This window comes from Thermoproteus uzoniensis 768-20 (assembly GCF_000193375.1).
GTDB classification, from domain to species: domain Archaea; phylum Thermoproteota; class Thermoprotei; order Thermoproteales; family Thermoproteaceae; genus Thermoproteus; species Thermoproteus uzoniensis_A.
The window spans coordinates 349,233-361,624 of the sequence record NC_015315.1 but is presented as its reverse complement, the minus strand read 5'-3'; the positions used below and the strand labels follow the sequence as shown (position 1 = coordinate 361,624).

The following is a 12,392-nucleotide window of genomic DNA, read 5'->3' as shown; positions in this document are numbered from 1 at the left end:
TACTTGACATGTGATCTCGGTTGTCGAGATTATCGGCGGCATGGCCCTAACTATCGCGGCCGGGTTGCTGGTCGAGCAACTTGTTTATTACTTCAGCGCGAGGACAGGCCGCTCCACCGCGGGCGTGGCCATGATAGTGGCGCCGGTCATAACGTCGAGTCCCGAGCTGGCGGTCTTCCTAATAGCGCTACTGCAAGGCAAGGCCGACGTGGCTTGGGGCTCCATCGTGGCCCAGCCCTTCATGGCCTCCACCATTATATATCCTGTCGTCCTCGTCGTCTCTGCAATCTTCTGGGCGTTGAGGAGGAGATCCACGCCGGTACCGCACGTACATAGACGCGTGGCGTTGCCGCTTTTGGCTTTCACGATTCCGCTTGTGCCTATATTGTTCCTGCACCCGGAGAGGTACGGCCTATACGGCAGGCTGTACGGGGCGCTCATCCTCGCGGCGTATTTCGCATATGCCGGGCGCGCATTGGGCGGAAAGGCCGAGGCGGGCGAGAGCCCGCGCCTCTATCTCAGGAACCCCGTCTTGCAGACGGCCGCCTCTGTGGCGGCCATGTATCTGGGCGGCGAGTGGCTCGTCGGAGGCATAACGGGGCTGGGCGCCTCGCTGGGGCTGGACGAAACGGCGTTGGCCGTGGTGCTCGTGCCCGTGGCGACCGTTCTGCCCGAGTCGATAGCTGGGCTCGTCTTCGTGGCGAGAGGGAAGGACGACGAGGGCGTCGGGGTCATAGTCGGCGAGAAGGCTCTCTACGGCACGTTCTACCCCGGCCTGGCTATGGCCTTGGGCATCTACACGCTGGAGCCTGCGGCGGCCACGGCGTTGATAATAGCGGTGGTGATATCGTTATTGGAGGCCGCCGCCGTATGGCGCGGCTACTTCGGACTGACGGCCCCGCTTGGACTGGCCGGCTATGTCTGGTACCTACACCACCTCTAGGATAGTCAGGGCCGTACTCTCCGCGGCCGATCTGAGCAAGGCGGTCGCGGCCAAGGCCGGCAACCTCGGCGAGGTTAGGGCGGTGGCTGTAGGCAAGGGCGCGCTGTCTATGTTGAAGGGGCTGGAGGCCGTGGCCGATATAATAGATGGCGTAGCCGTGGCGCCGCAGGCCGGCCCGGTCCCGCGCTCAGTCAAACTCTACGTGGCGGACCACCCGATCCCGACGGAGAGGAGCTTCGAGGCAGGCCGGGCCGTCTTGGATTACGTAGAATCCCTAGGACGCGGCGACACTCTCGTGCTCCTGGTGTCCGGAGGCGCGTCGAGCCTTATGGAGGCGCCGTTGGTCTCCGAGGAAGATTTCCTGAAGGCGTGGGAGATCTTGCTCAAGAGCGGCATGACGATACATGAAATGAACGCGGTGAGGAAGAGGCTGTCTGCCATCAAGGGAGGAAGGCTAGGGCACATCGCGGCGGCGCGGGGGGCCGAGGTGGTCAACCTAATAGCCAGCGACGTGCCTTGCGACAACCCCTCGGACGTCGGCTCAGGCCCCGGCGTGCCCGACGACACGACGCCAGACGAGGCGTACCTCTACCTAAAGGTGAGGGGGCTCTGGGGCAGATTGCCGGAGAGCGTGCGCCGCCTCATAGAATCGAGGAGGGGCTCTAGAGACACGCCCTCGAGCTTTCCTCATAGGGCGGTTGTGGTGGCCCGGAACCTCGACGTCTTGGAGGCGCTCCGCAACGCGGTCGGCGGTCGCGTGGTCACCTCCTGCCTTGTCGGCGAGGCGCGCGATGTGGGCAGGCTGGTTGCCTATATGGCCAAAGAGCTCGGAACCCCTTTGATCCTCGGCGGGGAGCCCTCCGTGACAGTTAGGGGCAGAGGAAGGGGCGGCAGGACCAGCGAGTTCGCCCTGTCCTTCGCCCTATCCTCGACAGGCGAGCTAGCGGTCTTGGCCCTCGCCACCGACGGCCTCGACGGCAACACAGGCGCGGCGGGGGTGTGGGCCGATCCCGAGCTCTTGAGGGACATAGCGGAGGCCGGCATGGACGTGGGCCGCCTCTTCGAGGAGAACGACACGTTTAGGCCGTTCGAGGCCACCGGCCGGGCGATCTACACAGGCTCCACGGGCTCGAACCTGAACCTGGTTTTCTACGTCGATAGGTGGAGCCACCTCAAAGATCTCCTAGCGGGCGGCCAGATACAAGAAGGGCAGATATAGGGCCATATTGACGGCCGTGATCACGACACCCCTCTTGGCGAACTCGCCGAATTTTATCGTTTTGGAGTATCTGCTCTCCACTACCTCGAGTATTATTATATTCGACGCGGCTCCCAGTAGGGTCAAGTTGCCCGCTATAGTGGCCGCCGTGGCTAACGTGAGCCACGACCAGACGTCTTGAGGCCCGTAGCCCGCCGTCTTCATGTACTGTATGAAGAGCTCGGTGAAGGGCACGTTAGACAGCGCTTGGCTGAATAGTAGCGATTCGGCCGTTATCGCCGGTATGCCTACAGTGGGCCCCTCCTTTTCCGGCATCAGAGCCCCCACGGCGGGCTGGAGGAGTCCGCTGTTCCAAACGCCCCGCATGGTTATGAACATGGTTATGAAGAAGATAATGGTCCCCCAGTTAACGCCCTCCAGCACCTTCCTCGGCTCCGACGAAAAGATATACACAGCCGCGGCGACGACGAAGGGTATAAAGCCTATGTTCTCTACATGGGGCAACCCCATCAACGTGAGGACGTCGTTGATCAGCAACGCCGCTATGACTGATATCAGGGCGCCGCCGGCGAGGTAGGCGTCGCGTCTGTTCTTTATAAACTCGGCGGGCACGAAGACCGCGTTGATCTTTCTGTCCGGTATGCCGTACCACCTAGATATCAGCACAGACAGCGCCAGTAGGTTCGCCAAGGTAGGCACCAACAAGTACTTCAAGAAGGTGAGCAACGGGGTAGCTATGCCGGACTGGACCGCTATTAAGACGTTTTGGGGATTGCCTATAGGCGTCGCGACGGAGCCTATAGTTACGGAGAAAGCCAGCAACAATACGAGTGGCTCTAGCTCCACGCCGGCGATCCTCGCCGCTGTTGCGACTATGGCCGGCCCCATTAAGGCCACGGCGTCGTTGACCGTAAACGCTGCGAGCATGCCGAACAGTAGAGACAAAAGTATGAGCATCCTCCTCGTGGAGCCGGCTCTGGCGAGGAACCAGTACGCCACGGCGTCGAGGAGGCCTGAGGACTCCGCCATGGAGACTATCGAGAACATGCCTATTAGGAAAAGCACTACGTCGAGATCGACGGCGGAGCCCAACTCGCCGATCGGCAATAGGCCCCCGACAACCACCACGAACGACGTAAAGGCCATGATCGACCACGCCGGCACGCGCGGAAATCGAGACTTCACAACAAGTCCTCCGATCAGTATGGCTAGGGCGACCGCCGCTATGGTCTGCTGGATGAAGCCCATGGCGCACGCGCGGGGCGGAAGCTATTTAAAGTAGCGGTCGCATCTCTTTAAGCAAAAGATTAAATTAATCCAGGATCCTCCTCAAGGCTATACGGCTTCCTATGAAGTGAAAATTTATAATGGATATGGGGACTACCGACGTGGAGCAGCCGAGGAAGGCTATCGTGGTGAACTTCGGCGGCCAGTACGCGCACCTTATAGCGAGGCGCCTCAGAGAGGCCGGCCTCTTCGCGGTGTTGGTACAGCCAGAACAGCTGGAGGACGCGTTGCGCCAAGACGACGTGGCCGCGGTAGTCCTATCGGGCGGCCCGAAGAGCGTCTTGGAGGAGGAGATAAGAATAACCCCGGCGATCTTCGAGGCCCAGATCCCCGTCTTGGGCATATGCTATGGGCACCAGCTCATTGCCAAGATGTTGGGCGGGAGGGTGGAGAGAGGCCCGGGAGAGTACGGCGACACTAAGGTGAGTCTTCTCGAGGACGACCCTCTCCTGGCCGGCCTCGACAGGGAGGAGACTGTGTGGATGTCCCACGGCGACTATGTGGCCGCCCCGCCGCCCGGCTTCAAGATACTCGCCGTTTCTGAAAGGGGGTATATTGCCGTCATGAAGTCTGTAGAAAGGCCCATATACGGCGTCCAGTTCCACCCGGAGGTCTCTCACACGGCTAAGGGAAGGCTCATCTTCAGCAACTTCGTCGAGAAGGTGGTGGGGATAAGGCCATCGCAACGTTGGGATCCGGCGTCCCAGATACCGAGTATAGTAGAGCGCATCCGCGCCGCGGTAGGGCCTCACGAGAAGGTCCTCGTGGCTGTGAGCGGAGGGGTCGACAGCACGGTAACGGCCGTGCTGACGGCTAGGGCTGTCGGCGAGCGCGCGGTGCCTATATTCGTGAACCACGGCTTGTTCAGGGAAGGCGAACCGGAGGAGGTGCTCTCGGCACTCAAGAGGCTAGGCCTAGACGTGGTCTACGTCGACGCCTCCGAGAAGTTCCTGGCTCGGCTCGAGGGCGTGGAGGACTGCGAGGAGCGGCGTAGGATAATCGGCGAGACTTTCGCCGAGGTTTTCGCAGAGGTAGCTGCCAAGATAGAGGGCGCTGGATGGCTGGCCCAGGGCACGTTGTACCCCGACGTGATAGAGAGCGGCGCCGTGAAGGGCGCAGATAGGATAAAGAGCCACCACAACGTCGCCGGGTTGCCCCAATGGCTAGGCCTCAAGGTGCTGGAGCCTCTTAGGGATTTCTACAAAGACGAAGTGAGAGCTATCGGCAGAGCTCTGGGCCTTCCGGAGGAGCTCGTCAGCAGACACCCCTTTCCGGGACCTGGGCTGGCGGTGAGGGTGATGGGCCGCTTCACTAGAGAGAAGTTGGAGATCGCCAGAAGGGCCTCGCGTATAGTCGAGGAGGAGCTTAGGAGGGCGGGCCTACACGACAAGGTCTGGCAAGCGTTCGCCGCAGTGGGAGACGACAAGTGGGTCGGCGTCAAGGGGGACGCAAGGGCCGTGGGGCACGTGGTGATAGTCAGGGTCGTGCAGAGCGAGGACGCCATGACCGCGGACTGGCCGGAGCTCGACAAGGAGGTCTTGTCGAGGATATCCTCCAGGATAACGTCGGAGGTCTCGGGCGTGGTCATGGTTGCCTACGCCGTCACGCCCAAGCCCCCCGCGACGATAGAGCCGTGCTAGTACGTGAAGTCCTCGCGGACGCAGGACAGATCGCCTCTATATAGGGCGTAGCCGACTATAGCGCCGTCGAAGCCAGCCGATCTTAGAAGCTCTAGGTGGCCGCAGTGGGAGACGCCGCCGGCGTAGTACACCTTCCTGGCTATACGTCTAAGCGCCTCCACGTCCGTCAACAGAGGCCCGGCCCCCGTGCCCTCCACGTCGACCGACGTGTATATCGCCGCGGCTAGGTCGAGCCCCTCCAGCCGCCTCAAGGCGTCCTTGAACTTCACCAGCTTGACGGTCCAGCCGCCTCCCATGACCCAGCCCTCCGAAACATCCAGCGAGATCACGACCTTTCCCGGGAAAGCCCTGGCTATCTCCTCGAAAAGCCGCGGCTCCGTGAAAGGCAAAGTGCCCACCACCGCGTAGTCGCAGAGGTCCAAGGCCCTCTCCACCGAGCGCAGATCCCTCAGCCCTCCGCCCAGCTGGCAAGCCCCCTCCACGATGTCCGATATAGCGGCTACGGCGTCTAGATTGGCGGGCGCCCCGCGCTCGGCGCCGTCTAGGTCAACGATATGGACCAAAGGGGCTCGGGAGAACTTGCGGGCGAGCTCCAACGGATCGCCGACGAAGACGTACTCGCCCCGCCTCCCCTTAACTCTCTTAACGGCCCTCCCGCCCTCCAGATCTATGGAGGGTATGACGAGCATGGTTTTAAGAAGGGGGCCCGTTAAAAACGGTGATGAGGTCTCGGGGAGTCGGACAGGTGAGGCGTGCGGTTATCCGGCTGATCATTTGGTCGTGACGGGCCTGTCGGAGGGCGCGAGCGCCTGCCTCAACGCAAGCCCCAACGCCTTGTGCGCCGCCTCGATTATATGATGGGGGTCCTCTCCGAGCGCTCTGACGTGTATAGTCGCCTTGAGCTCGGACGCGAGCGACCTCACGAAGTGAGGGAACATATACGTCGGGTAGCCGCCTATCGCGATCCGAGGCAGTCTTGCCTTGACCACCCAATAGGGCCTGCCGCCGAGATCCACCGCGACGACTGCCTCGGCCTCGTCCATCGGCACTATGGCCCAGCCGTAGCGGGCTATGGACCTCCTATCGCCGGCTAGCTCCGACAGCGCCATGCCTAGGGCCAAGCCGACGTCCTCTATCACGTGGTGGCCCTCGTCTAGATCTCTAAGCACCTTCGCCTCCAACCTGCCGCCCAATCCCGCGTAGTAAAGCAGGGTCTCGACCATATGGGCGAGGAACGGCACAGGCGCGGAGATCGAGAGAGGCCCCCCTCTCGTGAGCTCCACCACCACTCTGGTCTCCTTAGTCTCTCTGACGACCATGAGGCTACCGCGTCCCCTATATAAGATATATTTATCCTAGGTTTTAGGCGCGTGGTTGCTGTGAGGGTGATCCCCTGCCTCGATATAGACGGGAGGCGGGGCGTCGTGGTCAAGGGCGTGAACTTCCAGGGACTTAGAGAAGTAGGCGATCCGGTAGAGCTGGCGATGCGCTACGACGAGGAGGGCGCCGACGAGCTGGTGGTGCTCGACATAACTGCCAGCGTGGAGGACCGCCCCACGTTCTTGAAGGTGGTGAGGGAGGTGGCCACCTCCGTCTCTATACCGGTGACGATAGGAGGCGGCGTGAGGTCGATGGAGGACGCCGACAAGCTGTTCAAGGCAGGGGCCGATAAGGTGTCGGTCAACACGGCCGCGGTTAGAAAGCCTGAGCTCGTGGCCGAGCTGGCTAGGCAGTACGGCTCGCAGTCCACAGTCGTCGCCATAGACGCCAAGAGAGTCGGCGAGAGCTACAAGGTCTACATAAGGGGCGGCAACACGCCGACGGATCTCGACGCGGTGAGGTGGGCCGCCAAGGCCGTCGAGCTGGGAGCAGGCGAGTTGTTGGTGACGTCGATAGATAGGGACGGCACTAGGTCCGGCTACGACTTAGACCTAATAAAGGCCGTGTATTCGGCCGCCAAAGTCCCCCTAATAGCGTCGGGCGGCGCCGGCGATTACAGCCACTTCTACGAAGCGGCTTTAGCCGGTGCCGACGGCTTGCTCGCAGCCAGCCTATTCCACTTCCGCATAGTTGATATAAGGAGGCTTAAGGAATATCTAGCGTCGAGAGGCGTCGATGTGCGCGTAGATTATTGAGCCGACAATTATTTTTACAATTATATATACCTAGTTAATAGAAAGTAATAATAGATAAATATATTTATTCATATCGTCAAGAAATAGCTAGGGTTTTAACAGAAGCTTCAAGGTAAGGTTTTAAACAACTAAGGCCGACGCGACTATGCGCGAGGTCTGGATAGTTGGCTACGCCAGGACTCCTATAGGGAAGTTCGGCGGAGCGCTTAAGGACATCAAGACCGCGCATCTGGCCGCTTTCGCTATTCGTAAAGCTCTTGAGAGGATCGGGCTGGACGGCAAGCTGGTTGAGGAGGTTATCATAGGCTCGACCCTACAAGGAGGGCAGGGCCAGAGCCTTGCGAGGCAGGCGGCGCTATACGCCGGGCTTCCCGTGACCACAAGCGCCTACACCGTCAACCGCGTGTGCTCGTCGGGGATGCAGGCGGTTATAGACGCCTATAGGGAGATCGCGTTGGGCGACGCCGATATAGTGGTCGCCGGCGGGGCTGAGTCGATGTCGACGGCTCCTCTGGCCTTCTCGTCGGAGACCCGCTGGGGCGTCAAGCACCTCATAGGCAGAGGGCAACAACTGCTCGACTTGATGGTGTACGACGGCTTGACCGATCCCACGAACGGTCTGCTGATGGGAGAGGAGGCCGAGATGGTCGCCAAGGAGTGGGGCATTACCAGGCAGGAGCTAGACCAGGTGGCCTACGAGAGCCATATGAGGGCTTGGAAAGCCACCGAGAACAAGTGGTTTCTGGACATGGAGCCTATAGAGGATACCCTAGGCGGAGTGCAGGTCAAGTTGGATAGGGACGAGGGGATAAGGCCGGACACCAACTTGGAGAAGCTGGCCAAGCTGAAACCGGCGTTTAGGCCCGACGGGGTGTTGACCGCGGGCAACTCCAGCCAGTTGTCCGACGGCGCGGCGGCGCTCGTCTTGGCCTCGTCCGACAAGGCGAAGGAGCTGGGGCTCAAGCCTGTGGCCAAGATCTTGGGATACTCTTGGCATATGGTGGAGCCATGGCGCTTCGTCGAGGCGCCTATATATGCGGTGCAGAAGCTTGTCAAGAAGATCGGCATGGGGCTGGACCAGTTCGACTACTTCGAGAACAACGAGGCCTTCGCCGTCAACAACATACTGTTCCACAGAGTCCTCCAAGTGCCCTATGAGAGGCTGAACGTTTTTGGAGGCGCGGTTGCGCTCGGGCACCCGCTGGGCGCATCCGGCGCACGTATAATCACCACGTTGATATCTGTGCTGAAGGTTAAGGGCGGCAGGCGCGGCATAGCGGCGTTGTGCCACGGCACTGGTGGCGGCACCGCCGTAGCCTTAGAAATAATATAAATCCGGCAACGACAGACGGCGTGGAGCGCCTGGTCAAGGCTCTTTTGACCCTAGAGCCTCCTAGGCTCGAAGCTGATTACCGCTCCAGAGAAGCGCCGAGGGGGTACGTGGAGCCTCCCTTTGCCGTCAGGCTAGACGGCGTCAACTTCGGCAAGGCTCTTTCGGATCTCCCCGGCCCGCGGAACGTCGGCGTTCACAGAGCGCTTAAGAGAGCCGCGGCCGATCTGGCTAAGACGACCGGCGCCGGGCTTGTGTACGTCGTCAGCGACGAGGTCAACCTAGTCTACAGAAGCGGCGCCCCCTACAGAGGCAGAATCCAGAAGATCATCAGCGTCTTGCCCTCGGCGCTTTCGGCCAAGGTCTCCGCGCTCTTGGGCAGGCCGCTTTACTTCGACGCGAGGGTGGTCAAGCTCTACGACGAGCGGGACATAGCGCGCTACGTCGCGTATAGGGCGCGCATAGGCTTGAACAACTACGCCATATCTCTGGCCAGAGAAAGGGGCGTGATTTCTGGCCCCACGCCGCCCGTAGGCGATGTGCTGAGCGCGCTCTCAGGAGCCGACCTATCGCTGGGCTGGGGCTCCCTTATGCTGGAGGACGGCGGATGGGGCGACGTAGATCTCTGCGACTTCTTGACAAAATACGGACTATGTTGAGGGGGCTTGCGGCGAGCTTCTACGCGGCGTTCAAAACGCTGTCGAGATCCCTAGCGTCGGCCCTATTCATATCGATACTGCCCCCTCTCTTCTCCTCTCTGCTCCTAGCCGGCGGCTGGTTGCTCTCGGGTGCGGTTGACGTCGATAAGTACCTATATCAGCTAGTCGGCTCGTCGTTGTTGGTGCTGGGCCAGATTGCGGTCGGCGAGACCGTGTGGGTGGTCAGGGACTACGTGAGGGAAGGCCTATACGACTACATTCTGGCGTCGCCCTCGCGCATGCTCGAGACGTTCTACGGCGTATTCCTCGCCGAGGCGCTGATATTCAGCGGCCTTTCTCTGGCCTTCACGGCTGTGATAGTGGGCGCCATAAAGGGGCCGATATACGGCGTGGCAACAGCCGTCGCCTACGCGTTGGCCTTTGTCGGGATACTGCCGGTCTTGGGCATAGGCATAATACTGGCGTCTCTGTTGCCTGTGGTGAGGGATCCGGGCGTTCTCGTCATGCCCGTAGGCGCCGTCCTGACGTTGCTCGGCGGCGCCATATACCCGCTGTCGATCCTCCCGCCCTATTTAGAGCTGGCCGCTTCGGCGCTCCCGATGGCCGCTCTGGCGCAAGCCGTGAGGGGTTTCGCGCTAGGCCTCAAGCTACAGATCGAGAGCTTGGGGCTCCTGGGAGCCTACATGCTCTACGTCCTAGTGGGCCTGTTAGTTTTCCGGGTGATGAACGCCTATGCAAGACGTCGCGGGATCGTCTAGGGCCCTCCTACGCGAGCTGGCCAGGGAGTATCTTAGGTTCTCGCGTCTCAACACACGCGCCTGGCAGAGAGTCGTCTCGGGCTCCGTATCGATGTCGCTTTGGCTGATAGCCGCGATAATAGCCATGTCTTGGTACGGCGTAGCTAGGGCAAGGATCGACAGATATATGTTTTGGACTTTCCTGACCTACTTCCTATACTCCGAGCCGGTATGGGCCGCCGCAGAGGCCAGACCCAGCCTCAGAGGCGGCTTAGCTGAGCAGATACTGGCGGCGCGCGGAGGCCTCGCCTCGGTGTTGCTCCCATGGCTCTTCGTCGACTCGTCGATATGGTCAACGGTCGATTCGGCCATGTTGTTGGCCATATTCTCGTTGATATTCGGCGGGACGCCCAAGCTAGAACAGCCATTGCTCTTCGCCGCGGCGATTCCACCCCTCATGGCGTTCTCGTTGGCTGTAGGCGTGGCGGCTTTATACCTCATGAACATGACGGAGAACACTTGGGTGGTCGGGCTCGCGTTCCAGCTAGTGGTGCCTCTCATGGGCGGGATTATCCCGCCCACGGCACTGCCTAAAGAGATAGCGCGCATCCTCCTGCTGTCGCCGCTCCAGTACGTAATAGCGCCCACGATCTATGCAGGGACAGGCTCGTGGCCCCTCGATCCCGCTATAGTCTTAACTATAGATTATATTTTATCAATTTCATCGATTATATTAATATTTAAAATTGATAAAGTAATCAGATATTATTTATATTTATTCTCTAGATAGTTTAGTAGGTAGGTCGGATTGTACGTCTCGCCGGTCGCGCGCCTCACAAGCTCCTTCGGCGGATACACGGCGCCCCATCTGTGTATCTTCTCGCGTAGCCACTCTTTGATCTCGGCGAATCTCCCGGCGGCCACGGCCTCCTCGAGAGTGCCGAAGGCGTGGCGTATCTGGGCCGCTATCACGTTGCCCAAAGTGTACGTGGGGAAATACCCTATGCTTCCGTGGGACCAGTGTATGTCCTGGAGCACGCCCTCAGCATCGTTCTTGGGCCTTATGCCGAGGAGCTTCTCCATCTCGTCGTTCCAGAGAGCCGGCAGATCGGCGACTTTGACCTCCCCGGCCACCATGAGCCTCTCTAGCCTGTAGCGGAGCAGTATGTGTAGGTTGTAGGTGACCTCGTCCGCCTCGGTCCTTATCAGGCTGGGCCGCACTATGTTGAAGTAGTAGTAGAGGTCGTCGTCGGAGTATTTGGAGAGGAAGGGGAGGTGCCTCCTCAGTATAGGCGCTATGTGGGCCGTGAAGCCCCTCGATCTGCCGACTATATTCTCCCAGAACCTAGACTGCGACTCGTGCACCCCTAGCGAGACGCCAGTGCCGATGGGAGTGAACGCGTAGCTCTCGTCTATCTGCAACTCGTATAGCGCGTGGCCGAACTCGTGGATGGCCGAGAACAAGGGCTCTCTGAAGTCCCTGGGCGGATATCTGACGGTTATCCTCACGTCAAACGGCGAGGCCAAGCCCGTAGTGAAGGGGTGCGGCGACACGTCTAACCTGAACCGCCTTTGGGGATACCCTATGAGGCCCAAGACCTCCCTTATGGCGGCCTCCATGCTCTGTCTGTCGTAGGGCTCCTCCTCTAGGGGATGCGACCTAGGCCACCCTCTGGCCTCGAGCCTGCCTAGGAGGCGCCTTATCCCGGGCTCCAGCACCGAGAATATCGAGTCGACGTCCCGCGACGTCAAGCCCTCCTCGTATAGGTCGAGGAGGGCGTCGTAGGGATGCTCGTCGTACCCCAGCTTATCCGCTATCACTCTGGTCAGCTCCACGATCCTCTCCAGATACGGCGCGAAGATCTTGAAGTCGGCCTTCTCCTTGGCAGTGCGCCAGGCGACGAAGGCCTCGCTGGTCGTCTTGGCGAATTCGGCGACAATCTCGGGAGGCACCCTCCTGTAGAACTTGAGATCCCTCTCGAGCATGCGGATTATGCCCCTCTCGTCGTCGGTGAGGTCCCTCTCCTCCTTGGCCTTGTCTATCAGCTTGACAAACGACTCGTCCAGCATCAGCTTCTGGATAAGTTTAGCTATCTCGGCGGCGGCCAGCGACCTCCCGCCGATTCCCTCCTCCGGCATGTAGACTTCTCGGTCCCAGCCCAACACGCCGCTGGCGTGGTTGAGCGCCCAGATAGTCTTGTAGCGCTCCAAGATCTCCTTGACCGTAGACGATTTAATCTCCATAGAGCCGCGTTCCAATAAAACTATATATCGATTCCGTCGAACGTGCGGCCGACGCGGTCGTTGACGGCTTCCGAACACCCGTTCTGCGATGATTAGAGTAAATACTATAATAACTTAGCCTATTGTCCAAGTTGAAAAATAATAAAGAAGCCCAGGAAATGTATATAACGGTGAATACTAGCATCTAGGGCAAGAGCG

The 12,392-nt window shown here is 60.0% G+C and carries 12 protein-coding genes; 8 read left to right on the top strand and 4 right to left on the bottom strand.

Annotated features, from left to right (window positions below; genetic code table 11):
- Positions 1 to 10: 10 nt before the first annotated feature.
- Both TUZN_RS01950 and TUZN_RS01945 read left to right on the top strand, forming a co-directional pair.
- Positions 11 to 943: a sodium:calcium antiporter gene (locus TUZN_RS01950; RefSeq protein WP_013679242.1), complete on the top strand. Its 933-nt coding sequence runs from the start codon at positions 11 to 13 to the stop codon at positions 941 to 943.
- The gene (locus TUZN_RS01945) at positions 918 to 2,162 is read left to right on the top strand and encodes a glycerate kinase type-2 family protein (protein WP_013679241.1); all 1,245 of its coding nucleotides are present in this window, start codon (positions 918 to 920) and stop codon (positions 2,160 to 2,162) included. Before TUZN_RS01950 ends, TUZN_RS01945 begins: the two co-directional genes overlap by 26 nt.
- On the opposite strand, the gene TUZN_RS01940 is transcribed toward TUZN_RS01945, so the two are convergent.
- The gene (locus TUZN_RS01940; RefSeq protein WP_013679240.1) at positions 2,127 to 3,410 is read right to left on the bottom strand and encodes an ArsB/NhaD family transporter; all 1,284 of its coding nucleotides are present in this window, start codon (positions 3,408 to 3,410) and stop codon (positions 2,127 to 2,129) included. The genes TUZN_RS01945 and TUZN_RS01940 overlap by 36 nt on opposite strands.
- Positions 3,411 to 3,529: 119 nt before the next feature.
- Here TUZN_RS01940 and guaA point away from each other — a divergent pair, with 119 nt between their 5' ends.
- A complete protein-coding gene (gene guaA / locus TUZN_RS01935; RefSeq protein ID WP_013679239.1) occupies positions 3,530 to 5,089 on the top strand; it encodes a glutamine-hydrolyzing GMP synthase in 1,560 nt (519 codons plus the stop codon).
- Here guaA and TUZN_RS01930 read toward each other — a convergent pair.
- Both TUZN_RS01930 and hisB read right to left on the bottom strand, forming a co-directional pair.
- Positions 5,086 to 5,778 (bottom strand): 1-(5-phosphoribosyl)-5-[(5-phosphoribosylamino)methylideneamino]imidazole-4-carboxamide isomerase, encoded by a 693-nt coding sequence (locus tag TUZN_RS01930; RefSeq protein WP_013679238.1) that lies wholly within the window; start codon positions 5,776 to 5,778, stop codon positions 5,086 to 5,088. The two genes, guaA and TUZN_RS01930, sit on opposite strands and share 4 nt — an antisense overlap.
- A gap of 81 nt (positions 5,779 to 5,859) precedes the next feature.
- Entirely contained in the window at positions 5,860 to 6,408 is a 549-nt protein-coding gene (hisB, locus tag TUZN_RS01925) for an imidazoleglycerol-phosphate dehydratase (RefSeq protein ID WP_013679237.1), read from the bottom strand.
- Between the two features lie 51 nt (positions 6,409 to 6,459).
- On the opposite strand from hisB, the gene hisF reads away from it, so the two are divergent.
- The 5 genes from hisF (at position 6,460) to TUZN_RS01900 (ending at position 10,740) form a co-directional block, all read left to right on the top strand.
- Positions 6,460 to 7,224 (top strand): imidazole glycerol phosphate synthase subunit HisF, encoded by a 765-nt coding sequence (gene hisF, locus TUZN_RS01920; protein ID WP_013679236.1) that lies wholly within the window; start codon positions 6,460 to 6,462, stop codon positions 7,222 to 7,224.
- Positions 7,225 to 7,369: 145 nt separating this feature from the next.
- The gene (locus TUZN_RS01915) at positions 7,370 to 8,557 is read left to right on the top strand and encodes a thiolase family protein (RefSeq protein ID WP_013679235.1); all 1,188 of its coding nucleotides are present in this window, start codon (positions 7,370 to 7,372) and stop codon (positions 8,555 to 8,557) included.
- A 20-nt stretch (positions 8,558 to 8,577) separates the two neighbouring features.
- Complete coding sequence (locus tag TUZN_RS01910) at positions 8,578 to 9,213, top strand: tRNA(His) guanylyltransferase Thg1 family protein (RefSeq protein WP_013679234.1); 636 nt, start codon at positions 8,578 to 8,580, stop codon at positions 9,211 to 9,213.
- Positions 9,207 to 9,971: an ABC transporter permease gene (locus TUZN_RS01905; RefSeq protein ID WP_013679233.1), complete on the top strand. Its 765-nt coding sequence runs from the start codon at positions 9,207 to 9,209 to the stop codon at positions 9,969 to 9,971. The genes TUZN_RS01910 and TUZN_RS01905 overlap by 7 nt, the downstream gene beginning before the upstream one ends.
- Complete coding sequence (locus tag TUZN_RS01900) at positions 9,946 to 10,740, top strand: hypothetical protein (RefSeq protein ID WP_013679232.1); 795 nt, start codon at positions 9,946 to 9,948, stop codon at positions 10,738 to 10,740. The genes TUZN_RS01905 and TUZN_RS01900 overlap by 26 nt, the downstream gene beginning before the upstream one ends.
- On the opposite strand, the gene TUZN_RS01895 is transcribed toward TUZN_RS01900, so the two are convergent.
- Positions 10,716 to 12,194, bottom strand: a complete 1,479-nt coding sequence (locus TUZN_RS01895; RefSeq protein WP_013679231.1) for a carboxypeptidase M32 — start codon at positions 12,192 to 12,194, stop codon at positions 10,716 to 10,718. The genes TUZN_RS01900 and TUZN_RS01895 overlap by 25 nt on opposite strands.
- Positions 12,195 to 12,392 lie beyond the last annotated feature (198 nt).